This is a genomic window from Streptomyces sp. HUAS MG91 (assembly GCF_040529335.1).
Taxonomy (GTDB): Bacteria; Actinomycetota; Actinomycetes; order Streptomycetales; family Streptomycetaceae; genus Streptomyces; species Streptomyces tabacisoli.
Genome location: NZ_CP159534.1, coordinates 6,734,065 through 6,758,345, shown reverse-complemented (window position 1 = coordinate 6,758,345; position 24,281 = coordinate 6,734,065). Strand labels below are relative to the sequence as shown.

31 protein-coding genes and 1 pseudogene are annotated in these 24,281 nt (G+C 70.0%); 20 read left to right on the top strand and 12 right to left on the bottom strand.

Features of this window, described 5'->3' with window-relative positions; all coding sequences use genetic code 11:
* Positions 1-134: 134 nt before the first annotated feature.
* The 6 genes and pseudogenes from ABII15_RS30645 to ABII15_RS30620 all read right to left on the bottom strand — a co-directional run.
* The gene (locus tag ABII15_RS30645) at positions 135-572 is read right to left on the bottom strand and encodes an SRPBCC family protein (protein ID WP_353945508.1); all 438 of its coding nucleotides are present in this window, start codon (positions 570-572) and stop codon (positions 135-137) included.
* Positions 573-763: 191 nt separating this feature from the next.
* On the bottom strand, positions 764-1,165 hold the full coding sequence (locus tag ABII15_RS30640; protein ID WP_353945507.1) for an ATP-binding protein: 402 nt from the start codon (positions 1,163-1,165) through the stop codon (positions 764-766).
* A gap of 121 nt (positions 1,166-1,286) precedes the next feature.
* Positions 1,287-1,655, bottom strand: a complete 369-nt coding sequence (locus ABII15_RS30635) for an STAS domain-containing protein (protein WP_353945506.1) — start codon at positions 1,653-1,655, stop codon at positions 1,287-1,289.
* A 94-nt stretch (positions 1,656-1,749) separates the two neighbouring features.
* Positions 1,750-2,898 carry an aromatic acid exporter family protein gene (locus ABII15_RS30630; RefSeq protein WP_353947251.1) on the bottom strand — a complete coding sequence of 383 codons (1,149 nt, stop codon included), beginning with the start codon at positions 2,896-2,898 and terminating at the stop codon, positions 1,750-1,752.
* A gap of 56 nt (positions 2,899-2,954) precedes the next feature.
* On the bottom strand, positions 2,955-3,140 hold the full coding sequence (locus ABII15_RS30625; protein ID WP_353945505.1) for a hypothetical protein: 186 nt from the start codon (positions 3,138-3,140) through the stop codon (positions 2,955-2,957).
* Between the two features lie 189 nt (positions 3,141-3,329).
* Positions 3,330-3,548: pseudogene (locus ABII15_RS30620) on the bottom strand (DUF5133 domain-containing protein); the annotation flags it as partial.
* A 234-nt stretch (positions 3,549-3,782) separates the two neighbouring features.
* Between ABII15_RS30620 and ABII15_RS30615 the strand changes: the two are divergent.
* Positions 3,783-4,187, top strand: coding sequence for an ATP-binding protein (locus ABII15_RS30615; protein ID WP_353945504.1), 405 nt, complete (start codon positions 3,783-3,785; stop codon positions 4,185-4,187).
* 7 nt (positions 4,188-4,194) lie between these two features.
* Here the strand turns inward: ABII15_RS30615 and ABII15_RS30610 are convergent, their stop codons facing one another.
* A complete protein-coding gene (locus ABII15_RS30610; protein ID WP_353945503.1) occupies positions 4,195-4,503 on the bottom strand; it encodes a hypothetical protein in 309 nt (102 codons plus the stop codon).
* A gap of 207 nt (positions 4,504-4,710) precedes the next feature.
* On the opposite strand from ABII15_RS30610, the gene ABII15_RS30605 reads away from it, so the two are divergent.
* A complete protein-coding gene (locus tag ABII15_RS30605) occupies positions 4,711-5,583 on the top strand; it encodes a SigB/SigF/SigG family RNA polymerase sigma factor (protein WP_353945502.1) in 873 nt (290 codons plus the stop codon).
* Between the two features lies 1 nt (position 5,584).
* On the opposite strand, the gene ABII15_RS30600 is transcribed toward ABII15_RS30605, so the two are convergent.
* On the bottom strand, positions 5,585-5,956 hold the full coding sequence (locus ABII15_RS30600; protein WP_353945501.1) for an STAS domain-containing protein: 372 nt from the start codon (positions 5,954-5,956) through the stop codon (positions 5,585-5,587).
* A gap of 172 nt (positions 5,957-6,128) precedes the next feature.
* On the opposite strand from ABII15_RS30600, the gene ABII15_RS30595 reads away from it, so the two are divergent.
* Positions 6,129-6,302, top strand: coding sequence for a CsbD family protein (locus ABII15_RS30595; RefSeq protein WP_353945500.1), 174 nt, complete (start codon positions 6,129-6,131; stop codon positions 6,300-6,302).
* 153 nt (positions 6,303-6,455) lie between these two features.
* Entirely contained in the window at positions 6,456-6,845 is a 390-nt protein-coding gene (locus ABII15_RS30590; protein WP_353945499.1) for a hypothetical protein, read from the top strand.
* Between the two features lie 117 nt (positions 6,846-6,962).
* On the opposite strand, the gene ABII15_RS30585 is transcribed toward ABII15_RS30590, so the two are convergent.
* On the bottom strand, positions 6,963-7,958 hold the full coding sequence (locus tag ABII15_RS30585) for a YihY/virulence factor BrkB family protein (RefSeq protein WP_353945498.1): 996 nt from the start codon (positions 7,956-7,958) through the stop codon (positions 6,963-6,965).
* 270 nt (positions 7,959-8,228) lie between these two features.
* On the opposite strand from ABII15_RS30585, the gene ABII15_RS30580 reads away from it, so the two are divergent.
* The 10 genes from ABII15_RS30580 to ABII15_RS30535 all read left to right on the top strand — a co-directional run bounded on the left by ABII15_RS30580 (position 8,229) and on the right by ABII15_RS30535 (position 13,652).
* Positions 8,229-8,615, top strand: coding sequence for a gas vesicle protein (locus tag ABII15_RS30580; RefSeq protein WP_353945497.1), 387 nt, complete (start codon positions 8,229-8,231; stop codon positions 8,613-8,615).
* Between the two features lie 64 nt (positions 8,616-8,679).
* Positions 8,680-9,102: a gas vesicle structural protein GvpA gene (locus ABII15_RS30575; protein WP_353945496.1), complete on the top strand. Its 423-nt coding sequence runs from the start codon at positions 8,680-8,682 to the stop codon at positions 9,100-9,102.
* Positions 9,099-9,842 carry a GvpL/GvpF family gas vesicle protein gene (locus ABII15_RS30570; RefSeq protein ID WP_353945495.1) on the top strand — a complete coding sequence of 248 codons (744 nt, stop codon included), beginning with the start codon at positions 9,099-9,101 and terminating at the stop codon, positions 9,840-9,842. Before ABII15_RS30575 ends, ABII15_RS30570 begins: the two co-directional genes overlap by 4 nt.
* 7 nt (positions 9,843-9,849) lie before the next feature.
* Positions 9,850-10,095 (top strand): gas vesicle protein GvpG, encoded by a 246-nt coding sequence (locus ABII15_RS30565; RefSeq protein ID WP_353945494.1) that lies wholly within the window; start codon positions 9,850-9,852, stop codon positions 10,093-10,095.
* 33 nt (positions 10,096-10,128) lie between these two features.
* Positions 10,129-10,812, top strand: coding sequence for a DNA primase (locus ABII15_RS30560; protein WP_353945493.1), 684 nt, complete (start codon positions 10,129-10,131; stop codon positions 10,810-10,812).
* Positions 10,805-11,959: an SRPBCC family protein gene (locus ABII15_RS30555; RefSeq protein WP_353945492.1), complete on the top strand. Its 1,155-nt coding sequence runs from the start codon at positions 10,805-10,807 to the stop codon at positions 11,957-11,959. The genes ABII15_RS30560 and ABII15_RS30555 overlap by 8 nt, the downstream gene beginning before the upstream one ends.
* Positions 11,959-12,321 (top strand): gas vesicle protein, encoded by a 363-nt coding sequence (locus tag ABII15_RS30550; RefSeq protein WP_353945491.1) that lies wholly within the window; start codon positions 11,959-11,961, stop codon positions 12,319-12,321. Before ABII15_RS30555 ends, ABII15_RS30550 begins: the two co-directional genes overlap by 1 nt.
* Entirely contained in the window at positions 12,314-13,174 is an 861-nt protein-coding gene (locus ABII15_RS30545) for a GvpL/GvpF family gas vesicle protein (RefSeq protein WP_353945490.1), read from the top strand. Before ABII15_RS30550 ends, ABII15_RS30545 begins: the two co-directional genes overlap by 8 nt.
* Positions 13,171-13,359 carry a gas vesicle protein gene (locus tag ABII15_RS30540; RefSeq protein WP_353945489.1) on the top strand — a complete coding sequence of 63 codons (189 nt, stop codon included), beginning with the start codon at positions 13,171-13,173 and terminating at the stop codon, positions 13,357-13,359. The genes ABII15_RS30545 and ABII15_RS30540 overlap by 4 nt, the downstream gene beginning before the upstream one ends.
* Positions 13,356-13,652 carry a gas vesicle protein K gene (locus ABII15_RS30535; protein WP_353945488.1) on the top strand — a complete coding sequence of 99 codons (297 nt, stop codon included), beginning with the start codon at positions 13,356-13,358 and terminating at the stop codon, positions 13,650-13,652. The genes ABII15_RS30540 and ABII15_RS30535 overlap by 4 nt, the downstream gene beginning before the upstream one ends.
* A gap of 34 nt (positions 13,653-13,686) precedes the next feature.
* Here ABII15_RS30535 and ABII15_RS30530 read toward each other — a convergent pair whose 3' ends face one another.
* From ABII15_RS30530 to ABII15_RS30520, 3 genes are all read right to left on the bottom strand, one after another.
* Entirely contained in the window at positions 13,687-14,127 is a 441-nt protein-coding gene (locus ABII15_RS30530) for an ATP-binding protein (RefSeq protein WP_353945487.1), read from the bottom strand.
* A 52-nt stretch (positions 14,128-14,179) separates the two neighbouring features.
* Positions 14,180-14,575, bottom strand: coding sequence for an STAS domain-containing protein (locus tag ABII15_RS30525; protein ID WP_353945486.1), 396 nt, complete (start codon positions 14,573-14,575; stop codon positions 14,180-14,182).
* A gap of 191 nt (positions 14,576-14,766) precedes the next feature.
* Positions 14,767-15,564, bottom strand: coding sequence for a ribonuclease activity regulator RraA (locus ABII15_RS30520; protein ID WP_353945485.1), 798 nt, complete (start codon positions 15,562-15,564; stop codon positions 14,767-14,769).
* 127 nt (positions 15,565-15,691) lie between these two features.
* Between ABII15_RS30520 and ABII15_RS30515 the strand changes: the two genes are divergently transcribed.
* The 6 genes from ABII15_RS30515 to ABII15_RS30490 all read left to right on the top strand — a co-directional run bounded on the left by ABII15_RS30515 (position 15,692) and on the right by ABII15_RS30490 (position 24,241).
* Positions 15,692-16,993 carry an alpha-L-fucosidase gene (locus ABII15_RS30515; RefSeq protein WP_353945484.1) on the top strand — a complete coding sequence of 434 codons (1,302 nt, stop codon included), beginning with the start codon at positions 15,692-15,694 and terminating at the stop codon, positions 16,991-16,993.
* Complete coding sequence (locus tag ABII15_RS30510; protein ID WP_353945483.1) at positions 16,986-19,004, top strand: heparinase II/III family protein; 2,019 nt, start codon at positions 16,986-16,988, stop codon at positions 19,002-19,004. The genes ABII15_RS30515 and ABII15_RS30510 overlap by 8 nt, the downstream gene beginning before the upstream one ends.
* Positions 19,005-19,144: 140 nt before the next feature.
* Complete coding sequence (locus ABII15_RS30505; protein ID WP_353945482.1) at positions 19,145-20,389, top strand: extracellular solute-binding protein; 1,245 nt, start codon at positions 19,145-19,147, stop codon at positions 20,387-20,389.
* A complete protein-coding gene (locus ABII15_RS30500) occupies positions 20,368-21,294 on the top strand; it encodes a sugar ABC transporter permease (RefSeq protein WP_353945481.1) in 927 nt (308 codons plus the stop codon). The genes ABII15_RS30505 and ABII15_RS30500 overlap by 22 nt, the downstream gene beginning before the upstream one ends.
* 10 nt (positions 21,295-21,304) lie before the next feature.
* A complete protein-coding gene (locus ABII15_RS30495) occupies positions 21,305-22,231 on the top strand; it encodes a carbohydrate ABC transporter permease (protein WP_353945480.1) in 927 nt (308 codons plus the stop codon).
* Positions 22,232-22,267: 36 nt separating this feature from the next.
* Positions 22,268-24,241: a right-handed parallel beta-helix repeat-containing protein gene (locus ABII15_RS30490; RefSeq protein ID WP_353945479.1), complete on the top strand. Its 1,974-nt coding sequence runs from the start codon at positions 22,268-22,270 to the stop codon at positions 24,239-24,241.
* Positions 24,242-24,281: the final 40 nt, after the last annotated feature.

Below are 24,281 nucleotides of genomic sequence, written 5' to 3'. Positions count from 1 at the left end.
GCCGGGTGAGGATACGCCATACGAACAGACGTCCACCCAGCGCTCTTGATAACGGGACATCTCCGAACCGCGGCCGACGGCAAGGGCCTGTTCGCGGGCCGCGTGAAGGCGTGCGTCGGCGCGCCGGAAACGGCTCAGCCGGACTGCCGTTCCCGTGCGGCCGTCTCGGCCAGCTTCTGGAACTCGCCGAGGTCGTAGTTGGCCAGGGTGGAATCGAGGTTGGTCAGCGCGCCGAGACGTTCCAGGAACCCCTTGGGGTCGTACTCGATCTGCAGCGTGACCCGGCTCGTGGTCGCGCTGAGCCGGTGGAAGGTGACGACTCCCGCGTGCTCCACGCCCTCGACGGTGCGCCACGCGATCCGGTCCTCGGGAATCGTCTCGGTCAGTTCGGCGACGAAGTTCTTGTCGGCGCCCGGCAGTTCGAGCTGCCAGGCGAACCGGCGCTCGTCCAGGCGTTCCACCAGCCGGACATGGCTCAGGAAGGCCGGCCACCGCGACACATCGCTCCACAGCTCCCAGGCGACGGCGACGGGTGCGTCCAGATCGACGGTCTCCAGCAGCGACGCGGACATGCGAACCTCTCTTTCCGGTCCCGCGGGTGGGCCACGGTCTTTCCGGGCTGCGGCACGATGCTTCGGTACCCCCTCGGGACGAGGCCACGCATGGCGGATTCTCCTGCCGCACGCACCGCGGAACGCGGGGCCGGCGGGTCTCGGCCGGTCACCTGTCTCAGCGGGTCACGTGTCTCGGCCGGTCACGTGTCTCAGCCGGTCATGCGGGAGGCGTCGAGAGTGACGCGGATGGTCTTGCCGTGTGCGTCGGGTTCGACCGAGACGTCGGTGCTGAGCCGCTGGACGACGAGCCAGCCGTGGCCGCCGGGCACCGCGGGGGCGTGGGGTCGCGGCGTCGGCGGGGTGGTGGAGTGGTCGCTGACACGGATGGTCAGTACCTGGCCCTGGAGGCCGGCGTCGAACTCCCTGACGCCACCCGCGTGCAGCATCGCGTTGGTGACCAGTTCGCTGGTGATCAGGCAGGCGTCCTGTTGCAGCAGGGCGGCCTGCTGTTCGGGGAGCGTGTCGCACAGTGGCTGGAGCACCGATCTGACGTGGCTGCGTGCTTCGGGGCAGGTCAGGCTCGTGGTCCCGTGTCCGGGCGGGGTCGCCATCCCGGCCCCTTTCTGCCTTGTGGGTCGCGTTCGGTCTGTTGTGCGGGTGTGTGTCCGTCCCGACTGCCCGCCTTGAGCCGCGGCACACGGGCGGAGCCCGGTGTGCCGGACGGCCGGGCCGTCAGCCGCGCCTCACGTCGAATTCGCGCAGGGCGGTCTCCAGGTCCGCCGCGACGTCGAGGATCTCGTCGGCGCCCGTGATCTGCAGCAGTCGCTCGACGCCAGGGTGCAGAGGACCTGCGATGCGCAGCGACCGCCCCTCGGCGCGGTGATCGGTCTGTGCTCTGAGGAGCTGGTTGAGGAGCACGCTGTCGGCGAAGGTGAGGGCCGACAGATCTATCACGGTGCCCTTGGTGTGCGGGTCACTCAGCGCCTGGGCGAACGCCTCGACGACCTCTGCGAGGTTGTGCAGGTCCGCCTCGCCGGACAGCGTCACCGCGGTGACGCTTCCGTGCTGCTCAATGCGGGTGTCGCTTCTGCCTGATGTCATGGCCCGTACCTTCGCACACCCGCGTGCGGGCGCGCACCGGAGGACCCCGTACGTCCGCTCGGGAGACCTCGCGCCGCCGTGATGTCGTGGTGCTTCACGCGGCGGTGTCCTTCAGCACGTCGCAGGTGTTCTGGAACTCCTCCATCAGCCGGGTCGCCTCCACGATGAGGGCGCCGTAGGGCCGCGACGCGTCGGCCAGGGGCAGTCCGTTCCGGTCGGCCGCGTCCAGGACCTTTCGCAGGGCTTCCTGGGCCGTGGTGGCGAGTTCGCACATCGTGGCGGTCTGGTCGGCGAGCGAATCGGCGTCGAGTTCCGTGATGACGTGTGCGATGTCACGCAGGCACGCGGCGAAGTCGGAGTAGGCCGCGAGGGCGGGTCCGTAGGTGTAGGTGTTCTCGGTGTCCCGCCAGCGGCCCAGCGCGCGGGTCAGCGAGGCCAGCTGGTAGACCGCGCGCTCCATGGCGCTCAGGCTCTGTCGGTACCGGGTGAAGGTGAGATGGCTGCGATGGGCCGGCAGGAACCGGCGCGGATTGAGCCTCACGCTGCTCTCCGCCATGTCGAGCCCCGCCCGGGCCTGGCCGACCGCTGCCTGGACCCGCTCACCGGCCGTCACCCAGCGATCGGCGCGGTCGGCGTCCACGTCCCCGCTGCACAGGCCGTCCGCCATGTCGTCCAGCAGCGACTCCATCTCCCGGGCGAGCACGTGCAGCCCCTGCTCGGCGCTGCGGTACCGCAAGGGCGGGACGATGCAGAGGTTCACGACCAGACCGATGCCGCAGCCGATGAGCACGAGAAGAATGATCTGCCCCAGCTGCGCGACCCGGTCGCCGTTGGTGGCGGCCGCGGTGTAGGTGGAGAACGCGAAGAACGCGGCGGTGGCGACCTGTGGGCCCTGCTCGCCCAGCCGGTGCCACTGGCCCAGGCTCAGCGCGATGGCACCGACCAGCGCGAACGCGAACAGGTCGGGCCCGGCCGTGAACCCGATCACCGCCTGGACACCGACCCCGACGACGACCGCCGCGACGTAGCGCAGCGTCTGCCGCAGGGACTGGGAGACGGTCACGTTCATCGTGAGGACCGCCGAGAACGGCGCGAACGCCGGTGACGTCGCGTCCAGTACGGCGTGCGCGATCCACCAGCTCAGGGTGGATGCCAGCACGCACTTGCCGATCAGCAGAACCGTGTCGCGTTCGTGGCCGGACGAGCCGGCCGCTCGCCGCAGCCACGTCCATCCGCCGCGCATCTTCCTCACGTGCTCCGTCTGCTCCTCGTTCCTGGCCCCCTGTGGCCGACGGAGGGCTACGGCGCTCCGTGCGGGCCCGGCGCGGCGCCGGTCTCCGGTTCCTGCGGGGACCCGGCCGCCGCCTGCCCGCTCTCGCGTGTGAGGCCGCACCACATGCAGTCACTGCCGTGCAGAGGCGACGGAAGTGAGAAGGCGTCCAGGAGCATGAAGCGCTCGTCACGCGCGGCCGAGGGTGTGTCCATGCCCCTGCCAGTGCCCGCGCATTCGCCCGTGACACGGGCGCGCGCGAGCGAATCGGTGTGCACGCGCGCTCAGGCCGCCGGCGTGGTCTCCGGCCGGGTCAGCGCGTCCGGTTCCGCGGAGGTCGCGACGACGGCTGGGACGATGTCGGCCTCGGCTGCCTCGCCGGGAACCCGCTGGGCGGTGTCGCCCAGGACGGAGTCGTCCCCCGGACGGGCCCCGGGCAGCTGATGCCGCGCGGCGACGAGGGCGCTGTCGATGTCCCGGGTGCCGGTGGTCACGCACAGCGTGTAGGCGATGTCCTCCATCCGGCGTTGCGCTTCGGGAGAGCCTTCCTGGGCGTTCAGCGCGAGGAGGGCCGCGTACTGCTCCAGGAGCCGGCTCAGGACCGCGGGATGCGCGAGAAGCATGCGCGTCTGCCAATCTGATCGTGGGCTGGGCGCCCGACACGATGGTTCGCGACCCCAGTGCCCGGCCGGAGCGCATGCATGCGTGCTCCGGCGGCGCGGGCATTCCTGGCGCGTCCTCGGAGCCGTACCCCCGAGGGGCGGGGGCGTGTGGGGCCGGTGATGCGGGGCAACCGAGGGGAAGCACACGACCTCCGGTCGCCACCGAGCCCGTACGAGGATGAGAGCGAGGCCGCCATGAGCGTTGCGGACGCAACGGAGGAGCCCGGCATCAGCAGCGCCGACGCCAGATCCCAGGTCCGGTCGGTGCTGGCGGAGGTCTGCTGCGGCCTTCCGCTGCCCGCGGCGCGGCAGCTGCGCGACGACACCCTGCTCGTGGTCAGCGAGCTGATAGCGAACGCGCTCCGGCACGCGGGCGGCGTGACCCGCTTCAGCATCCGTCTGAACAGCGACGAACTCCAGCTCCGGGTCAGCGACAGCAGTGTGGTGCGTCCGCGCGCGCTGGACGTCGAGGCGGGCCAGCCGGGGTGTTACGGCTGGGCGATGGTGCGCAGCCTGTGCTCGCGCCTCCAGGTCACCACGGACGCGTGGGGCAAGACGGTCACGGCCGCGCTGGCGCTCCCGCTCGCGCCGCAGCTCTGAGGCGCGGTCAGCTCGCGGCCCGGTACTCGCCGCGCCGGTGTCTTCCGCGGGCTTCCTCCGGATCGAAGGAACGGCCCGCGCCCAGTCTGTCCTCCTGAATGGCGCGGGCGGCCGCGGAGTCGCCGGCGACGAGGTCGACCATGACGGACCCAGGCGGGGCCTGCGCGGACAGCTCGGTCATCTGCGCCACCAGACGGCGGGCCTCGTCGATCGTCCGCGCGGCCGTCCGGTCGAGCCCCGCGGGCGCACCGTGGATCAGCACATCGAAGGGCACGCCGTGCCCCTTGCCGGTGGTGACTTGGGCCTCGACCCGCATACCGTCTCCCTGACTGACACGTCGTCCTCTTCGCTGCATGACCGGACCCCCGTACCCCGATAACGACCGTGTACCGCACCGGCGCCGGTAAAGATCCGGCGGTCGGCGGCCGGTGCGGCGTGCACGTATAGGTGTCCGGGTCAGGGGTATCCGGCCCCGCACGGGGAGATCATGTGTCTGTTCAGTAAAGGAATTGAGGCCACACTTATGTCCGGCACGGCAGTGCAGCAAGCGGAGCGGCGAGCGGTCGACGCGGGGCTGGTGGAGCGGGCCTACGCGGACCCGTTGTCCATAGCACCCCGTGACGCCCGGGAGCTGGGTGCCCACTTCTTCGAGCGTCTCTCCGTGCTCGAAGAGGGCACCCGCGAGTATCAGTACGCCCGGAACACGCTGATCGAGATGAACCTGTCCCTGGTGCAGTACGCGGCCTCGCGGTTCAAGTACCGCGGTGACGAGCAGCGCGAGGACATCGTCCAGGTCGGAACCATCGGGCTGATCAAGGCGATCGACCGCTTCGACCTGTCCCGCGAGGTCGAGTTCACCTCGTTCGCCGTCCCCTACATCGTCGGCGAGATCAAGCGCTTCTTCCGTGACACCTCCTGGGCCGTGCACGTTCCGCGCCGGCTCCAGGAGGCCCGTGTCGAGCTGGCCCGGGCCACCGAGGAGCTGCAGACCCGGCTGGGACGCCTGCCGAGCACCCGGGAACTGGCCGAGCTGATGCAGCTCGACCCGGCCGAGGTCGCCGAGGTGCAGCAGGCTGCCAACGGCTACAACTCCGTCTCCCTGGACGCGACCGTCAGCGCGGGGGCGGACGAGTCGGACACTCTTCTGGCGGCCTTCGTCGGGCGGGAGGACGAGCGCTTCGAGCTCGTCGAGAACTTCCATGCCCTGGCCCCGCTCATCTCCCGGCTCGACGACCGGGAGAGGCTTCTGGTGCATCTGCGGTTCGTGGAAGAGCGCACGCAGCAGCAGATCGCGGAAGAGATCGGCTGTTCGCAGATGCATGTCTCCCGCCTGCTCAGCCGGCTCGTGGCCAAGCTGCGGAGCGGTCTGCTGGCGGAGAACGACACCAGGATCTGACTCAGACGGTTCCGGCGCTCCGCAGCCATTCGATCGCCTCGCGCCGGTCGACTGCGAGCGGCAGGATCATGTCCGTCCCGGTGATCTCCAGTACGCGCCGCACCACGGGCATCAGCGGACCGCACATCATCAGCGGACGCCGTTTCACCTCGTGGCCCGAGCAGGTCGCGAGGAGCTGGTTGACCAGCGCGCTGTCGGCGAAGTCCAGTGCCGAGAGGTCGATCAGCGTTCCGACGGTCGAGGTGTCGTGGAGCGCCGTCGTGAAGGCGTCCACCGTGTCGGGTACGTCCTCCATGTCCACATCGCCGCCCAGGTGGACAACGGCTATGCGTTCTTGCAGGTCAAGCACCACTTCAACGTGCGCGGACTTCATGGTCAGCACCTTCGCACACCGGAGGCGCCCGGCGCATCCCGCCTCCGGTGGGATGGGCTGGGGCTGCTGAGGTTCCTGCCACAGAACGTCAATTACTGAGGTTTACAACGGAATGCGACGGTCAGACGGACTGTGCACACAGAACGCTGAAATTCAGGGAGCGTGAGCAGATATGACCGCCAGTGAGAAGGCCAAGGCGAAGACCGAGCAGGCCACTGGCTCCGCCAAGGAGGCTGTCGGCCGCGCGGTGGGCAACGAGCGGCTCACCGCCGAGGGCCGTGCGGAGCAGATGAAGGGCGATGCCCGCCAGGCCAAGGAAAAGACGAAGGACGTCGGCAAGCACTAGCACCGGCGCACCCATGCGCGAGGGGCGGCTCCCGGATCTCCGGGAGCCGCCCCTCGCGCGTGCGCGCCCCCGCCGTCCACGCCGTCCACGCATCTGCGCCATGTTCCTTTCACGAATCTGTTTGAGCGGAGCGGTCTCGGCCAGACGGAGTGCATGGCTGAAACCACGAAGACCAACCAGACCGCACAGAGCACGAAGGCCGGCACGGCGGCCCGATCGGCCGGCAGGTCCGCCGCCTCCAAGGCGTCGTCGGCGGCCGAGAAGTCCTCGTCGACAGCCGCGGACCTTCGCGAGAAGGGCGCCGTTCAGGTGGGCGCGCTCGCTTCCAAGGCGAAGGCGGGCGGCGCGTTCCTGTCCACCGTTCCGGCCAAGTCCGTGCAGGCCGCGACGACGGCCTGGAGCGTCATCAAGCACCGCAAGGCGATCGCGGCGAGCGCCGGCGGCGGTGTCCTCGCCGGGCTGGCGGGCGCCTACGCGCTGGGCCGGGCGAGCGCTCGGCGCGGCCACGGCCCGATCACCCGGTGGACCGGCGGACGGTTCTGATCGCACGTGCGAGCGCTCGACGCCCACAGGCGAGGAGCCGGCCACCATCGTGTGGCCGGCTCCTCGCCTGTGGGCTGAGGCCTTCGGGCGTGCGCCACGTCCGGCGCACCGGACGGCTCAGCTCGCGCGCTCCTCGTCCCGCTCGTCCCAGGCCCGGGTGTCCCGGGGCTCGACGAAGGGCTCGGCGTCCTCCGGATGTCCGGCGGTCAAGGCGCGCTGCCGGGTGATCTCGGCATCGAATTCCAGCCCGAGGAGCAGGGCGAGGTTCGTGAGCCACAGCCAGACGAGGAAGACGATGACGCCCGCCATCGTCCCGTAGGTCTTGTTGTACGAGGAGAAGCCGGACACGTAGACGGAGAAACCGGCGGATGCCACCAGCCAGATGAGCAGGGCGACACCTCCGCCCGGGGTGACCCAGCGCCATCCCCGGCCCTTCACATTGGGGGTCGCCCAGAAAAGGAGGGCCATCATCAGCACCAGGAGCACCGCCAGTACCGGCCACTTCGCCACGGACCAGATCGCGAGCACCGTGTCTCCGATGCCGAACGCGCCGCCCGCGCTCTTGGCGATGCCTCCGGTGAAGACGACGATCACCGCACTCGCCATGGCGAGAGCCATCAGAGCGACGGTGAGTCCGAGCCGGAGCGGAAGAATCTTCCACAAGGGCCGGCCTTCCGGTACGTCGTAGACCTGATTCGCCGTCCTGATGAACGCCCCCACATATCCCGAAGCCGACCAGACGGCGAGGACGAGTCCGACAATGGCCATCACCGAACCGGTTCCGGCATTGCCCTGCAGCTGGGAGACGGACTTGGTGAGGATGTCCCGAACGGGGCCCGGTGCCAGTGTCTCCAGTCCCTTCAGCACCTTCTGAGTGGCGTTCTCCCCCACCACGCCCAGAACCGCCACCAGGACCAAAAGTGCGGGAAAGATCGACAGCACGCCGTAGTAGGTCAGACTTGCCGCGCGGTCGACGAGTTCGTCCTCCTGGAACTCCCGGATACTCCTCCTGAGCACCGCCCTCCAGGCATGTTCGGACAGCTCGGTGGGCGAGTCGGGAGCGCGCCGCTCGACGGCTTCGGACGGGCCGTACTCATCTGTGGTGTCTGTCATTCATCCCGCATGTCCCACGGGCGGGACCCGCACGCACCCCGACGGGCGGAAACCTTTCCGGGCCTTCACACCGTCGGCAGAAACATTCCCGTCCGGTGCCGTAACCCGATAGCGACGGGGCAGCCGGTATCTGAGATTCCCGGCGCCGCCCGGTCCACCGCGCACCATCAAATGATCTTTCAAGCAGGCCCTGGGCCAGGGGTGTCACATCGGTCCACGGGATTTCAGGTTTAGCCAGTAATTCACGGGCACAGGGGGCGGGAGGCCCATATGACGAACTCTTCACAATCGGCGGATGCCGAGTCCGGCACGCGCAAGAAGACAACCGGCAGCGGGACACGTAGTTCCGGTTCCCGAAAGGACACCGAGTCGCCGGCACCGCGTCGGCGCAGGAGGCTTCGGCCCGCGGAGGCCATTCGCGAAGCACGGGACCAACTGCACGAACTCACCGGCAAGCCGGTCGACGCGGTATCGACGTTCGCCGCTGTCGACGACGGCTGGCGACTGGAGGTCGAGGTCCTGGAACTCGAACGCGTCCCCGACACGATGAGTCTGCTCGCGAGCTACGAGGTCACCCTCGATCACGAGGGAATGCTCACCGGCTATCAGCGGGTCAGGCGCTACGAACGCGGCCGGTCCGACGACCGTCGCTCCTGATGCCGGGCCCCGGCCGGGGCCCGGACAAGTACGCGACCACCGACAGAAATCGGAGGAACCACCCATGACAGTCGCCACGACACAGAACGCCGGAGGCGGAGGCGGAGGCACCAGCGGCCTCTACGACGTTCTCGAACTGGTCCTCGACCGAGGGCTCGTGATCGACGCGTTCGTCCGTGTCTCGCTGGTCGGCATCGAGATCCTCAAGATCGACGTACGCGTCGTCGTCGCCAGCGTCGACACCTACCTGCGGTTCGCCGAGGCCTGCAACCGGCTCGACCTGGAGACCGGCAGCAAGAAGCCCTCCGGCCTGACGGACATCATCGGCGACACGATGGAGTCCGGCGCCCACGGCAAGACCAAGGGCGCCCTGTCCGGGGCGGCGGAGACCATATCCGACGCGTTCAGCCAGGCCCGTGACGAGGGCAAGAGCCAGTCCCGGACGCGTCAGCGCCGCACGTCGAGCCGCAAGGAGGAGCAGGAATGAGCACCTACGTCTACGGCATCGCCGACGCCGGCCACCCGAGCCTGCCCGACGGCATGGAGGGCATCGGAAGCCCGGCGCGCACCGTCCGCACGGTCACCGGCGGCGGCCTCCTCGCGCTGGTCAGCGACGCGCCCGAGAGCCTGCGGCCCAAGCGCCGCGACCTGCTGGCGCACCAGAACGTGCTGTCCGAGGCCGGGGGCGGCGGGACGGTGCTGCCCATGCGCTTCGGGAGTGTCGCCGACGACGACGCGGCGGTGGCCGCCGCCCTCGAAGAGCGCACGGAGCACTACAAGGAGCGGCTGACGGCGCTGCGCGACCGGGTCGAGTACAACGTCAAGGCCCAGCACGACGAGGAGGCCGTGCTGCACGCGGTCATGGCGGAGAACGCCGACCTGCGCGCCCTGCTGACCCGCAACCGCGAGGCCGGCGGCGGCAGCCACGAGGACAAGCTGCGGCTCGGCGAAGCGGTCGCCGGTGCGGTCCAGCAGCGCGAGGCCCGGGACTCCGCGGCGGTGCGAGCGGCGCTGGAGCCGCACGCGGAGGCCGTCAGTGCCGCGCCCGACAGCACGGGCTGGATCACCAACCTCTCCTTCCTGGTCGACCGGTCCTCCTCCGAGCACCTGCTGGAGGCCGTGGAGGCGTTCCGGCAGGAGAACCCGCACGTCGTCTTCCGGGTGAACGGGCCGCTTCCGCCGTACAGCTTCGTGGAAGAGAAGCCGGCGACGGCCGGGGTGGGCTGAGCGCCCCATGGGACTGCTGAGCGAGGTGCTCCTGCTCCCGCTTGCTCCCGTGCGCGGCTCCATGTGGGTCCTGGACCAGGTGGTCGCCGACGCCGAGCGTCAGTACTACGACCCCTCGGCGATCCAGGAGCAACTGGCCGCGCTGGAGAAGCAGTTGGAGGCGGGCGAGATCGACGAGGAGACATTCGACCGACAGGAGGACGCGCTCCTCGACCGACTGGAAGCCAGCCGCACGAGACAAACAGGCGCGTGACGTGACACGGCGCGCGGAAACGGATCACACATCATGAACAACCGAGCCACTCTCGGCCTCGCCGTAGGCGCCGGGTACCTCCTCGGCCGCACCAAGAAGCTGAAGCTGGCCTTCGCGGTCGGCACCATGGTCGCGGGCAAGAAGATGCAGCTGAGCCCCAAGATGGTGATGGACCTGGTGCGCACCCAGCTGGACAAGAACCCGCAGTTCAAGGAGATAGGCGGCCAGCTCCGCCAGGACTTCCGCGGCGTCGGCAAGGCGGCCACGGGAGCCATCCTCGAACGGCAGATGGAAGGTCTGGCCACCAAGCTGCACAGCAGCACCGAAGGTGTCCGCGACCGTATCGCGGGGGTGGCGCCCGACACGGACGACGTCGAGCAGGCCGCGGACAAGGCCACCGGCGGGCTGAGCGGCAAGGCCACCAAGGCCGCCTCGAAGAAGCGGGACACGGCCGGGAGCCAGGAGGACGACAGCGCGCAGGACTCCGGCGACGACGGTGCCGACGACGCCGAGGCGAAGGACTCCGGCCGGCAGGCTCCCCGCAAGCGGACCCCGGCCAAGAAGTCCGCACCGTCCGGTGAGCGCAAGGCCGCGCCGCGCAAGCGCACCCAGAGCGGTCAGGCCGCCAAGAAGACGGCGTCGACGGCGCGCAAGTCCACCGGAGCCGCGCGGCGTGCCCCGCGCGGCGGCGCGAAGGGAGAGCGCGGCAATGGCTGAGCTGCCCGCCACCAACCCGCTGAAGGACCTGGCCAAGAGTCAGGCCGCGGACCGGCTCAAGGCCGAGGCCCAGGACTATCTCGCCGCGCAGGCGACCCGCCTGCTCACCGGCGCCGGACGCAAGCTGGGCCAGACGACGACCAAGCTGAACGACATCGCCGAGGGCAACAGCCCCGGATTCGCCAAGCTGGCCCTGGACGGCGGCCGGAAGCTGGCCGAGGGCAAGGGCCCCCTGCGCAGCGCCGTCGAGGTCGGCGCGGGACATCTCAAGGACAACCTGGTCAGCGGGGTCAAGGGGATGTTCGGCAAGGGCGGCAAGGGCAAGTCCAAGGCCGGCGGGGGCAAGAAGCCGACGGTCATCCTCGAGAGCATCGACGTCGGCGTGAACGTCCGCACCGCGTACGACCAGTGGACCCAGTACCAGGAGTTCTCCACGTTCGCCCGCGGTGTGAAGAACGCCAACCGCGCGGACGACGTCACCTCCGACTGGCAGATGAAGATCTTCTGGTCGAGCCGGAGCTGGAAGGCGCACACCACGGAGCAGGTCCCCGACCAGCGCATCTGCTGGACCTCGGAGGGCGCCAAGGGCACCACCAAGGGTGTCGTCACCTTCCACGAGCTGGGCGAGAACCTCACCCGCGTCCTGCTGATCATCGAGTACTACCCCAAGGGCCTGTTCGAGAAGACGGGCAACATCTGGCGCGCCCAGGGCCGGCGTGCCCGCCTCGACCTCAAGCACTTCGCCCGCTTCATCTCCATCAAGGGAGAGGCGAGCGACGGATGGCGCGGCGAGATCCAGGACGGCGAGGTCGTGCGGACCCACGAGGACGCCGTGGCCGAGGAGGAAGAGGAGAACGCCCGGAACGCGTCCGAGGAGTCGGAGGCCGAGGAGCAGCCCGCCGAGGACGACGCCGAGGAGTACGACGACTACGAGGACGGGGAGGACCCCGAGGAGTACGTCGACGAGGACGAGCCGGCCTACGAGGACGACGAGGACGACGCCGAGTACGAGGACGAGGCCGAGTACGACGACGCCGAGTACGAGGACGAGGGCGCGTACGAGGACGCCGAGGACGAGGACGACTACGACGCGGACGCCGAGGACGCGCCCGAGCGTCACGAGCCGGCCGGGGCGCGAGGCCGCTGATGGGACCCGCGAACAGCTTCCCCGACTCCCCTCTCGGCGGCGGGAGTTCGGGGGCCAACCTCGCCGACATCCTCGAGCGCGTTCTCGACAAGGGCATCGTGATCGCCGGTGACATCAAGATCAATCTGCTCGACATCGAGCTGCTCACCATCAAGCTGCGTCTGATCGTCGCCTCCATCGACAAGGCCAAGGAGATGGGCATCGACTGGTGGGAGCACGATCCGGCACTGTCCTCGGGCGCCCGGCACCAGGAACTCGCCCGCGAGAACGCCGAGTTGAGACAGCGACTGGCGGCTCTGGAGGACTCCCGGGCGCAGGACTCGCTCGACCCGGCCCACGAAACGGAGACGTCACGTGACTGAGTTGCGCTATGTCTACGCGGTCTGCGACTCCCTCGACGCCCCGCTCGCCTCGGATGTGACCGGCGTCGCGGGGGCTCCCCCGCACCTGATCGCCCATGCCGGTCTGACCGCCGTGGTCGGTCATGTGCCCGCCGAGCAGTTCGCCGAGACGGCACTGCGCCGGAACCTGGAGAATCTCGACTGGCTGTCCGAGACGGCCAGGGCGCACCAGTCCGTGATCGCGGCGCTGGCCTCGGTCGCCAGCCCGCTCCCCCTGCGTCTGGCGACGGTGTTCCACGACGACAGCGGCGTACGGGCCATGCTCGAGGGAGAGGCGGAGCGCTTCCGTGCCTCTCTCGACCGCCTGCGGGACCGGGTGGAATGGGGTGTCAAGGTGCATGTGGAGACGGCCTCGCAGACCGGGCAGGACGGCACGCCCACCCCCACCGGTGCCTCCGCCGCGCCGAACGGCGGCCGGCGGGAGCGCCTCTCCTCGGCGGCGCTCGCCTCGGGCTCGGGCCGCGACTTCCTCCGCCGCCGCCGCGCCGAGCGGACGGAACGGGACGACGCGTGGCGGCTGGCGGAGACCTTCGCGCAGGAACTGCACGACGCGCTGGCCGGGCGCGCCGACGACGCCCGGATCCACCCCCCGCAGAACTCGGAGCTGAGCGGTTCGTCCGGCCGCAATGTCCTCAACGCGGCCTACCTGGTGCACCGTTCGGAGGCGGAGTCCTTCGTGGAGTACGTGAACCGGGACGCGGAACGGGCCCCCGGCCTGCGCGTGGAGCTGACCGGCCCGTGGGCCGCCTACTCCTTCTCCACTCCTCCCGAGGAGCGGTCCGAGGCCCGGCCTGCGGCAGGGGGGACGCGATGACCGTGATCGAACGGCGGGAGATCGCCCTGGTCGACCTCCTCGACCGGCTGCTCGCGGGCGGAGTGGTCCTCGCGGGAGACGTCACCCTGCGCATCGCCGACGTGGATCTCGTGCGGATCAATCTCAACGCCCTGATCAGTTCGGTGAACGAGAATGTCCCCTCGCCCTGGGAAGACCTGCTGTGAGTACACACGACGAGCCCGCTCCGCGCGGAAGGGTCCAGATCGACCACGACACGGTGGAGCGCGATCTGATGAAGCTCGTACTGACCATCGTGGAGCTGCTGCGGCAGCTGATGGAACGTCAGGCGTTGCGCCGTTTCGACACGGGCGATCTGACGGAGGATCAGGAGGAGCGTGTCGGCCTGACCTTGATGCTGCTGGAGGACCGGATGGCCGAGCTGCGCGACCGCTACGACCTCGCTCCCGAGGATCTGAACATCGACCTGGGTCCGCTGGGTCCGCTGCTGCCGCGCTGACCGGTCCCGGGGGCGCGCCGCACGGTCGGCGGGGTCAGACGACGCGGATGACCGCCCTGATGATCTTCCCTGCTCCGTCGGGCCGGACCGTCACCTCGACCCGCTCGGACAGTCGCCGCACCAGCTCCCAGCCGAAGCCGCCCGGTTCCGTGGCGTCCCGCCGCGGCGACCGGGGCGTGCGGGTGCTGCGGTCGCCCACCTCGATCACGACGAGACCGTTGCGGGCGTGCGCCTCGAACCAGTAGAGCCCCCCACCGTGACGGCGGGCGTTCGACACCAGCTCGGAACAGACCAGCTGCGCCTCCGCCAGGAGGTTCCGCGTCGCGGGCGTCTCGGGGGCGTCGCCGTTCAGGCAGGCGAGGACGGCATGACGGACCACCTCACGCGTCTCCGCGCCGGACAGGGTGAGCGGTGCGGCGGCGAACGGTGTCGGTGGACAGGAGACCTCGCGGCCGTCCGAGTGCTCTGGCCTCATGTCGCTCTCCTGCCCTCGTCGGCCGCGAGCGCCACTGGCCTGCGCAAATCCCTCACTCTGCACGCTCGTGCCCTCCGAGAGTCGCCCCGGGCCCGCGCGGCGAACCGTCCTGCGGCGACGCCCCGTCCACCACGCAGCGCTCGAACACGTCCAGGGTTCCGGTGACGGTGAGCAACCGCTCGACCGCCTCACCGAGCGGGCTGCGCAGCGCGAGCCGCCGCTGACGGCTGGACTGGGTGTGCAGGGCCTGCAACAGAGCGTGCAGGAGGGTGGAGTCGCCAAATCCCACCCCGCTCACGTCGACTTCCAGGACGCGGGGCTCCACCGCGAAGACCTTCGCGAGAGCTTCTGTCAACAGGTACTCGGAGTCCTCGTCACAGTCCCCGGTGACGACGATGGTCGACAGCTCCGGGTCGCAGTCAACTGTGACCTGCAAAGACGCACGCATGAACGCATTATCCCACTCGTTCCGCACGGCGACTGCCGTCGGTCCGCCTGCGCACGGAATGCGCGTTTCGCCACCCTTCGGCGGCGGGCGGGAGCGGATGCATCGCACAGGCCGCCGGGGACGAGGCGGCGGCCGGTCGGTTCAGCGGGACTGCGGCGTGCGAGGGGGCTGCGCGGCAGCCCCCCCGTGGGTCAGTCGGCGGCGCGGCTCGCCACGTAGGCGCGGTACTCCGTCAGGCTGTCGCCGCTGAGCGGGTAGTAGTCGGAGAGCCGTGCGCCCTGGTCGAGGCGGAGGCGGGCGAACTCCTCCCGGTCCTGGTGCAGCAGGGAGTCCTCGGCGAGCGGCACCGCCTTGTCCTGCGGGACGACGACCGCGCCGTCCTCGTCGGCGACGATCAGGTCGCCGGGTGTGACGAGTGAACCGCCCACGCCCACCGCCACGTTGAACGCCGAGGGGAACAGCTCGGTCTGTGAGGCGTAGTGCGGGGTGACGCCGGTGCACCAGACGGGCACGCCGAGCTCCCGGATCCGGGCCGCGTCCCGCACCCGTCCGTCGACGACGATGCCGGCGCCGCCGCGCAGCTTGAAGTAGCGCACCAGCATGTCGCCGAGGCAGCCGGTGAAGTGGCTGCCGTGCGCGGAGACGACCAGCACGTCGCCGGGCCGCACCGACTCCAGGACGCCCCACAGCGGGGTCTTGCGCTCGATGTCCTCCTGCTCCGCGCCGTTGAAGACGTCCTCGCGCTGCGGCAGGAACTGCAGGGTCACGGCGCCGCCGGTGATCTTGACGTCCGGCTCGCGGTGCAGCGGTACGGGGCCGTCGATGAACGTCCGGGTGATGCCCATCTGGTGCAGTTTCGCGCAGGCGGTCGCCGCGCTCACGCCCCGCAGCGCCTCCACCATCCGTGCGGTGGGCCGGGTGTAGGACGCGGTGTGGACCGGCGCCCGCATCGACTCGTAGCCACCGTGGTTCTCCCCATTCGGGTGCATGCACGTGCCTCTCCGCGCGCTCGTCGCACGCAACGCCAGTGACATCATCGCCTATCGATGGTAGATAACAGCCAATCGATTAGTGCTGTCAATGCTGTTCACACCGCCCATGTGTCAGGAGCTCCCCGTGCCCGGTGCCCTTACCGACCCGCCTCAACTCCCCTCCCGCACCGCATGGTTCGAGGAGGCGCGGTTCGGTCTGTTCGTTCATTTCGGCCTGTACAGCATGGCGGCGCGGCACGAGTGGGTGCGCAGCCGGGAGGCCATGTCGCAGGAGGCGTACGACCGTTATCTGGACCGCTTCGACCCGGAACTCTTCGACGCCCGTGAACTGGCCCGGCAGGCGCGGGAGTCGGGCATGCGGTACGCGGTGCTGACCACCAAGCACCACGACGGCTTCTGCCTGTTCGACTCGGCGCTCACCGACTACACCTCGGTCCGGGCCACCGGCCGTGACCTAGTACGGGAGTTCGTGGACGCGATGCGCGCCGAGGGGCTGCGGGTGGGCCTGTACTACTCGCTGCTCGACTGGCACCACCCGGACTTCACGGTCGACGAGCACCACCCGCTGCGCGGGACGAACGCCGAGCGGGAGCCGCGCGACATGGCCCGCTACCGCGCGTACATGGAGGGCCAGATACGCGAACTGCTCACGGGCTACGGCGACATCGACCTGCTGTTCTTCGACTTCAGCTACCCGGAGAAGGGCCCGGAGGAATGGGGCGCGGAGCAACTGATGGCGCTCGTCCGTGAGTTGCAGCCGGACATCCTCGTCAACGACCGGCTCGGCGTTCCGGGCGACTATGTGACACCCGAGCAGTACCAGCCCGACCGCCCCCTGGAGCGGGACGGCGAGCGGGTGCTGTGGGAGGCCTGCCACACGCTGAACGGTTCGTGGGGGTACGACCGCGACAACCACGACTACAAGGACCCGGCGCTGCTGGTACGGATGCTGGTGGAGTCCGTGGCATGCGGCGGCAATCTGCTGCTGAACGTCGGCCCGACCGGCCGGGGCGCCCTCGACCCGCGCGCCCGCGACACCCTGCGGGCCGTCGCGGAGTGGAGCACGCTGAACATCCGGTCGGTGCGGGGCGCCGGGCCGAGCGCGTATCCGCCGCCGCCGGGCGCCCTGTACACCCGGCGCGGCCGGTACCTGTATCTGCATCTGCTCGCCTGGCCCCTCAAGCACCTCCATCTGCCGGGCCTCGCCGGGCGGGTGCGGTACGCCCAGTTCCTGCACGACGGCTCGGAGATCCGCTTCCAGGAGATCGACCAGGCGCCGCCCGAGCACAACAACCTGGCGCCGCACAACCAGCCGCCGGGCACGCTGACGCTGACGCTGCCGATCGCGCGGCCGGACGTGCCGCTGCCGGTGATCGAGCTGGAGCTCACCCCTGACGACACCGACGACACCGACGCGGATGCGTGAGTCCGTGCCCGGCGCGCCGGGTCCGCTGAGCGCGCGCCTGCTGCCCCTTCCGGAGGGGGCGCTCGCCGCGCCGACCGCCCGGCTCGTGGTGCCCGACGTCACCCGCCGCGAGGTGTGGGACGCCGTGCCGGGGCCGCTGCGCGAGCGCGTACTGGACGACGCGGCCGCGGAGTTGGGGCGTGCGGCGCCCCGGCTGACGGCCGGTGCCTGGGCCCGCGCGCTGCGCGACGGGAACCGGAGCGCGTACGAGGACGCGGCCTGGCGGTTGCAGGAGCGGATCTCCCTGCTGTGCCTGGCCGCCGTCCTGACCGGCGAGTCGGCGGACGCGGCCGACCCGGCGCCCGGCGCCTGCCCGCACCTGGACGCGGCGGTCGACGGGCTCGTGGCGTTCGCCGAGGCGAGCACCTGGTGCTGGGCGCCGCACGAGCGGTTCGCGGCGGCGCGCGGCGAGGTCGTGCCGGACCCCGACGATCCGTACCCGGACCTGGGCGCCGCCGAGGTCGCCGCGCTGTTCGCCTGGGCGGACCACGCGCTCGGCCCGCACCTCGACCGGCGCGCGCCGGGCCTGCGGCGGCGGCTGCGGCGGGAGGTGGACCGGCGGCTGCTCGGGCCCTTCGAGCGGCGCGGGGACTGGCCGTGGCTCGGCGCGGACGGCGGGGCCAACAACTGGAATCCGTGGATCCTCGGCGCGGTCCTGGCCGCCGCGCTGCTGTTGTGCGACAACCCCGACAACCCCGACAACCCCGACAACAGGGCGCGCCGCACCCGGCTCGTCTCGCGGGTCGTCGAGGGCCTGGACCACTATGTCCGCGTGCTGCCCGACGACGGCGGCATCGACGAGGGCATCTCCTACTGGTGGGCGGGCGCCTGCCGCCTCCTGGAGATCCTCGACCTGCTCGCCGACGCCGGCGGACCGGCGCTCGACGCCCGTGAACTCCCGCTGCTGGCAGAGCTGTTGAAGTATCCGCGGCGGATGCACTTCGGCGCCGACTGGTACGTGAACGTCGGGGACGCGCCCGCCCGCCTGGACACCCGCCAGCCCTGGCAGGTGGCGTTCCGCTGGGGCGGGCGGCTCGGGCAGCCGGACACGGTGGCGCACGCGCTGGCCGGGGCGCGGCGGCAGGGCTGTGCCGCTCCCCCGCGGGCGGGTCTGGGCAGGGCACTGGCCGCACTGGCCGACCCGGACTGGTGCCGGGCCGTGACCGGGCCCGCGCCGGAGCCGTCCTGGCCGGCCCGGGAGACCTGGCTGCCGCGGTTGCAGGTCCTGGTGGCCCGCGAGGCGGCCGGGAGCACCGACGGGCTCACGCTCGCCGTGAAGGGCGGCCACAACGGCGAGCACCACAACCACCTGGACGTCGGCTCGTACTGGGTGGCCGTGGACGGCCGGCCGCTGGTGGTGGACGTCGGCCGGCCCACGTACACGGCGCGGACCTTCGGCCCGGACCGCTACGCGGCCTGGCCGTTCACCAGCGGCTGGCACAACGTGCCGGAACCGGGCACCGGGCAGTGTCCCGGCGCCGCGTACCGGGCCCGCGAGGTGGGCGTCGAACTCCACGCTCTCGCGGCGGAGTTCAGCGCCGAGCTGAGCGGCGTCCATCCTCCCGGCACGGTCGGCCGCTGGGACCGCACGGTGCGCCTCACCCGGGCGTCCCCGGAGACCCCGGCCGCGTACGTGAGCGTCGAGGACCGCTGGCGGGACGGGCCGCCCGAGGTCGCGCTGCGGCACGTCCTGGCCGGGCACGTCGAGCACGGCGACGGCTGGGCCACGGTCGCCTCCCCGGACGGCGGCCGCGGTCTGGAGATGCGCTGGGACCCCGGGGCGGCCACCGCCGTCGTCGAGCCCAGAAAGCTCGACGATCCGCTGCTGACCAGGAGTTGGGGAGAGGTTCTGACCCGGCTCACGCTCACCGTGCGCACCCCGGGGACCCAAGGCGCGCTCCGCGTCCGGTGGTTGGTTGGTGCAGCACCCTTGAACTACCGAAGTGCCAGCCATAGCATCAGCAATCGATAGACGATAGTCGCTGAGACGCGGGCACCGTCCCCCGTCTCCCCCCCACCCTCGGGCCACCTCCCACTCGCTGCTCCACCGGGAAGCCTGCGACTGAACACCAGCTATCGATTATTCACGACTACGCAACGGAGCGTGTCCCGATGAGAACAATGTGGCGCCGTGCCTGCGGACTCGCCGTGGCTCCCCTGGTGATGGCGTCGGCCGTCGCCTGCGGCGGCGGATCCGACCAGGCCGCGGGGGGCACGACCCTCCGCGTCATCGTGAACATCACGCCGAACCTGACGGAGAAGTACTGGAACGACCTCTTCGCCCGGTACGAGAAGGCGCATCCCGGAGTGACGGTCAAGCTCGAACTGACCGGCACCATCTCGGCCGACGCGAAGCTGCGGCAGGACCTCGCGGCGGGCGACCCGCCGGACGTCGCCCAGCAGATCGTGCCGACCGCCGAGACCGCCTCGCTCTTCGCCGACCTGAGCGACGAGTCCTGGACCGCCAAGACGCCGCTGGCCGGCCAGTACGCCGTGGGCGGCAAGCGCTATGTGGTCGGCGTGGGCGAGCAGATACAGTCGCTCGTCTTCTACGACAAGGCCGCCTTCGAGAAGGCCGGACTCGACGCCTCGACGATCCGCACCATGGACGACTTCACGGCGGCCATGGGCAAGCTGAAGGGCGCGGGCTACAAGCCGCTCCAGACGGCCGGCCAGTGGGTGACCGGCTCGCAGTTCTCGATGATGGCCGACGCGGGCGTCCTCACCGACAACCCCAAGTGGACGGCCCAGCGCACCGCGGGCAAGGTCTCCTTCGCCGACAGCGGCTACGTCGACTACCTGAAGCAGTACAAGGGCTGGATCGACAAGGGCTACCTGGAGAAGAGCGCGCTCGGCGTCACCTACGCGGACGGCCAGACGGCGTTCCTGAACGGCAAGTCGGCGATGTACATCATGGGTTCGTACTTCGTGCCCGCCGCCGACGCCGCGAAGAAGAGCGACAACATCGGGGTGTTCTCCATGCCGACCGACGGGGCCTACCCGTCCGGCCAGTTCGGCAACATCTCCAACCCGTACGTCGTGGTGAACAAGTCGCCGCACAAGGCCGAGGCGATCGACTTCGTGAAGTGGGCGACCACCGACCCGAAGGCCATCAAGAGCCAGCTGGCCTCGGACGGCAATCTGCGCTCCGGCTTCTCGTACCCCATGTCGAGCCTCGGCACCTCCGTGCAGAAGATCCTCGACAAGACGCCGTCGGTGATCGTGAAGTCGGGGGCGAACACGCCGATCGCCGGGTACAGCGACGAGCTGAACAAGCAGATCCAGTCCCTGTACACGGGCGCGTCCCCCAAGGCCGTCGCCGACGGATTGGACAAGTGGTGGAACTCGCAGGGCTGACCGACACACAGCGGCGCGTCCGCCGCCGGGTCCGGCTGCGCGAGTCGGCGCTCTCCTTCGGGATGATGGGCCCGGCGGTCCTGCTCTACACGGTGATGACGGTCGTACCGGTCGGTGTGGCGGTGTATCTGAGCCTCACCGACTGGGACGGCTTCTCGACCGCCGCGTTCATCGGACTCGACAACTACAAGCACCTGTTCGACGACCCGAGTTCGTCCGACGCCTGGTACGTGACCGGCCTGATCTCCGTGGTCGGCACCGTGCTGATGGTGGGCCTGGGGCTGGTCTACGCGCTCGCGCTCAAGGGGCGTTCGCGCGCCAACTCCTTCTTCCGGGCCGTCGCCTACTTCCCGCACGTGATCAGCGCGCTGATCCTCGGCTATCTGTGGGCGGCGATCCTCGGGACGAACGGGGCCATCAACAACACCCTCGCCAAGTTCGGCATCGAGCCGGTCGGCTTCCTCTTCGACGAGAAGTTCGCGGTGATCTCCCTGATCGGGGTCATCGTGTGGGCGGGCTTCGGGTTCAACGTGGTGCTGTTCGTGGCGGCGCTCCAGACCGTCCCGGCCGAGTTGCTGGAGGCCGCCGCGATCGACGGCGCGAGCAAGCGGCAGATCAACACCCGGGTCGTGATCCCCATGATCGCGCCCGTGGTGACGGTGGCGACGGTGCTGAATCTGGTGGGGCTGATCCGGGCCTACGACATCGTCGTCAGCCTCACCGGCGGCGGTCCCGCGGGATCGACGCAGACGTTCACGTATCTCATTCTCGCCCGGTCCTTCGAGGGCACCAAGGTCGGCTACGCGACCGCTCAGGCCGTGTTCCTGATGGTGGTGTCCGCCGTGCTCGCCCTCTTCGTGACGGCGCTGCGCAACCGCCAGGACCAGGCAGCGACAGGTCGGTGAGGAGCCGGTGGTGGTGGTACTAGAGGCAGATCCCGAGGCGGCGGCCCGCAAGCGGCCGAAGGCCCGGCCCGCCGGCCGGGACGACGGCGGCGGGAGCGTCGAGCGCGAGGAGAGCCGGTCGCCGGTGCGCTGGGCGCTGCTCGGGGTGCTGTTCGTCGTGATGGTCGTGCCGATCTATCTGCTGATCGTCAACGCGTTCAAGTCGCAGCAGGAGATCCTCGACAACCCGTTCTCGATCCCGCTCGGCGGGCTCACCTTCGAGCACATGGGCGCGGCGATCAGCAGCCCGCAGTTCAACGTGATCGGCGGCTACGGCTTCACGCTGTTCCTGGTCGTGATGGTGGACGTGCTGTGCATCGTGCTGGCGGGACCGGCCGCGTACGCGATCGCCCGCAGCCTGAAGAAGCGCACGCAGCTGGTGCTGCTGTACTTCCTCGCGGGCACGTTCATCCCCGGCGCTGCCGTGATCATCCCGGTGATCTACGTGCTGCGGGAGATCGGTCTGGCGAACACGGTGACGGGTCTGGTGGCGCACGACGTGGCGTCCACGCTGCCGGTGAGCATCTTCCTGTTCGTCGGGTTCATCCGGACGATCCCGGTGGACATCGACCACGCGGCGACGATCGACGGCGCGGGCCGCTACCGCACCTTCTGGACCATCATCTTCCCGCTGATGCGTCCGGCGGTGGTCACCGTGCTGATCCTCAACTCCATAGGGATCTGGAACGACTTCATCTCCCCGCAGATCCTGCTCAGCCCGTCCTCCGGGCACTACACGGTGACGACGGCGATCTACGCCGGCATCAGCCAGTACTCGACGGACCTGACGAAGGTGTTCCCGAACCTGCTGCTCGCGGTCGCGCCCGTCGTCATCTTCTTCATCTACATGCAGCGCCACATCATCAGCGGTCTCACGGTCGGTGCCGTGAAGGGCTGACCGTCTCTTGTCGTCCCCAGAGGAAAGGATCACGCAGTGCCCAGGAGATGGAGACATCTGTCCGCAGCCGCCCTGTTCACCGCGCTGACCGTGGTCGCGGCCGGGCATCCGGCCGCGGCCCGTCCGGCCGGCGCCCAGGCGGCCACGACCTACTACGTCGGCCCCTACGGCGACGACGCCAACCCGGGGACGAACGCCACGAACCCCTTCCGGCACATCCAGAAGTGCGCGGACGTGATGGTGCCGGGTGACACCTGCGAGATCGTGTCGGGCAACTACGAGGAGACGGTGGTCCCGGCCCGCTCCGGCACCGCCGCGCAGCCGATCACCTACCGGGCCGCGGTGGGCGCGGACGTGACGGTGAACGGCGCCTCCAAGGTCACCGGCTTCGACCCGGTCACCGCCGCCGACGTCACCGCGATCGCCCAGAAGGACCCGTACGCGGCCGACTCGCAGTTCAGCGACGCGGTGGCGGCCGGACACATCTACAGCACCGATGTCGACCTGGGCTCCGACGTGTCCACGGTGCAGGTGTTCACCGACAAGAAGATGGACATCGAGGCCCAATGGCCTTATCCGGGCACGGACCTGCTCAACCCCACGCTCCAGTACGCCGGTGCGGGCAGCGCGGACGCCACGATCGCCGACGCGGACCTGACCCGCCCGGCGGGATACTGGAACGGCGCGCGTGCCCTCACCGGCTACTGGTACATCTCCGCCACCGGCACGGTGCAGAGCTCGGCGGTCGGCTCGGTGACCCTCGACGTGGCGCCGCCGTGCGTCCACAAGGTCGTACCCAAGGAGACGCGGTACGCCCTGTCCGGGAAGATCGGTGAACTCGCGCACCCCGGCGAGTGGTTCTACGACCCGACGGCCAAGCGGCTCTACGTGTACGGGGACGACGACCCGGACAACCACACGGTGCAGGTCAAGCGGCGCACCCTGGGCTTCGACCTGACGGGCGCGAGCCACACCACGGTCAAGGGCGTCAAGCTGTTCGCCACGACGATCAGGACCGGCGCCGGCAGCACGGGCGTGACCCTCGACGGCATCACCGGTACGTACCTGTCGCACTACACGAACATCACGCAGGGCGCGACGGACTGCGGGTCGACGGTGACGCGCGGCGTCGGTGACACCGGCATCGTCCTCGACGGCACGTACAACAAGATCGTGAACAGCGATCTGTCGCTGAGCGCCGGGAACGGGGTCGCGCTGCGCGGCCAGAACAACACGGCCACCGACAACGTGATCCACGACGTGGACTACATGGGCACCTACGCGGCCGGCATCGCCGTGCAGGGCAACAGCCAGACGGTCACCCACAACACCATCTCGCGGGTCGGCCGCAGCGGCATCAACCTGCAGTGGAACACCGTGGACGGCCTCACCCCGGGCAAGGACACGATCGCGTACAACGACATCTCCGGGTACGCCCGGCTGAGCCTGGACGTGGCCGCGATCTACACCTGTTGCAGCGCGTACATGATGGGCACGTCCATCGACCACAACGTGCTGCACGACCCGTCGCCGACCACCACGTCCACGACGTTCGGCATCTCCGGGGTCTACGCCGACAACGGGCAGAGCGATCTCGTCATCGCCAACAACGTCGGCTGGGGCAACCGCGAGGGCACGGTGATGCTGAACGGTCTGGGCACCGGTTCGCACGACAACGGCGTGTACAACAACACCGGCGGGATGACGCTCTTCTACGTCAAGGAGGCCGGCCAGTCCACGGGCACGCACATCGCCAACAACATCGGCCCGATCAAGGGCCTGGACGGCGCCTCGGCCGGCGGGCTGGTGGCCGACCACAACATGCTGGAGACGGTCGACCCGCGCTTCGTGGACGCCGCCGGGCACGACTACCGGCTGGCGGCCGACTCGCCGGCCCGCAACGTGGGCCTCGCGGTGCCGGGCGTCAACGGCGGGTCCACGGATCCGGCGCCGAGCCTGGGCGCGTACCAGTACGGTGCGCCCAAGTGGACGGCGGGCGCCCGCCGTTGACCTGTGGGCGACGTGAAGAGGGCCCGAGCCGGAGATCCGG

Coding starts and splice junctions, on each gene's coding strand:
- ABII15_RS30645 (WP_353945508.1), bottom strand. CDS start 572: ATGTCCGCGTCGCTGCTGGAGACCGTCGATCTGGACGCACCCGTCGCC.
- ABII15_RS30640 (WP_353945507.1), bottom strand. CDS start 1,165: ATGGCGACCCCGCCCGGACACGGGACCACGAGCCTGACCTGCCCCGAA.
- ABII15_RS30635 (WP_353945506.1), bottom strand. CDS start 1,655: ATGACATCAGGCAGAAGCGACACCCGCATTGAGCAGCACGGAAGCGTC.
- ABII15_RS30630 (WP_353947251.1), bottom strand. CDS start 2,898: ATGCGCGGCGGATGGACGTGGCTGCGGCGAGCGGCCGGCTCGTCCGGC.
- ABII15_RS30625 (WP_353945505.1), bottom strand. CDS start 3,140: ATGGACACACCCTCGGCCGCGCGTGACGAGCGCTTCATGCTCCTGGAC.
- ABII15_RS30615 (WP_353945504.1), top strand. CDS start 3,783: ATGAGCGTTGCGGACGCAACGGAGGAGCCCGGCATCAGCAGCGCCGAC.
- ABII15_RS30610 (WP_353945503.1), bottom strand. CDS start 4,503: ATGCGGGTCGAGGCCCAAGTCACCACCGGCAAGGGGCACGGCGTGCCC.
- ABII15_RS30605 (WP_353945502.1), top strand. CDS start 4,711: ATGTCCGGCACGGCAGTGCAGCAAGCGGAGCGGCGAGCGGTCGACGCG.
- ABII15_RS30600 (WP_353945501.1), bottom strand. CDS start 5,956: ATGAAGTCCGCGCACGTTGAAGTGGTGCTTGACCTGCAAGAACGCATA.
- ABII15_RS30595 (WP_353945500.1), top strand. CDS start 6,129: ATGACCGCCAGTGAGAAGGCCAAGGCGAAGACCGAGCAGGCCACTGGC.
- ABII15_RS30590 (WP_353945499.1), top strand. CDS start 6,456: ATGGCTGAAACCACGAAGACCAACCAGACCGCACAGAGCACGAAGGCC.
- ABII15_RS30585 (WP_353945498.1), bottom strand. CDS start 7,958: ATGACAGACACCACAGATGAGTACGGCCCGTCCGAAGCCGTCGAGCGG.
- ABII15_RS30580 (WP_353945497.1), top strand. CDS start 8,229: ATGACGAACTCTTCACAATCGGCGGATGCCGAGTCCGGCACGCGCAAG.
- ABII15_RS30575 (WP_353945496.1), top strand. CDS start 8,680: ATGACAGTCGCCACGACACAGAACGCCGGAGGCGGAGGCGGAGGCACC.
- ABII15_RS30570 (WP_353945495.1), top strand. CDS start 9,099: ATGAGCACCTACGTCTACGGCATCGCCGACGCCGGCCACCCGAGCCTG.
- ABII15_RS30565 (WP_353945494.1), top strand. CDS start 9,850: ATGGGACTGCTGAGCGAGGTGCTCCTGCTCCCGCTTGCTCCCGTGCGC.
- ABII15_RS30560 (WP_353945493.1), top strand. CDS start 10,129: ATGAACAACCGAGCCACTCTCGGCCTCGCCGTAGGCGCCGGGTACCTC.
- ABII15_RS30555 (WP_353945492.1), top strand. CDS start 10,805: ATGGCTGAGCTGCCCGCCACCAACCCGCTGAAGGACCTGGCCAAGAGT.
- ABII15_RS30550 (WP_353945491.1), top strand. CDS start 11,959: ATGGGACCCGCGAACAGCTTCCCCGACTCCCCTCTCGGCGGCGGGAGT.
- ABII15_RS30540 (WP_353945489.1), top strand. CDS start 13,171: ATGACCGTGATCGAACGGCGGGAGATCGCCCTGGTCGACCTCCTCGAC.
- ABII15_RS30530 (WP_353945487.1), bottom strand. CDS start 14,127: ATGAGGCCAGAGCACTCGGACGGCCGCGAGGTCTCCTGTCCACCGACA.
- ABII15_RS30525 (WP_353945486.1), bottom strand. CDS start 14,575: ATGCGTGCGTCTTTGCAGGTCACAGTTGACTGCGACCCGGAGCTGTCG.
- ABII15_RS30520 (WP_353945485.1), bottom strand. CDS start 15,564: ATGCACCCGAATGGGGAGAACCACGGTGGCTACGAGTCGATGCGGGCG.
- ABII15_RS30510 (WP_353945483.1), top strand. CDS start 16,986: ATGCGTGAGTCCGTGCCCGGCGCGCCGGGTCCGCTGAGCGCGCGCCTG.
- ABII15_RS30505 (WP_353945482.1), top strand. CDS start 19,145: ATGAGAACAATGTGGCGCCGTGCCTGCGGACTCGCCGTGGCTCCCCTG.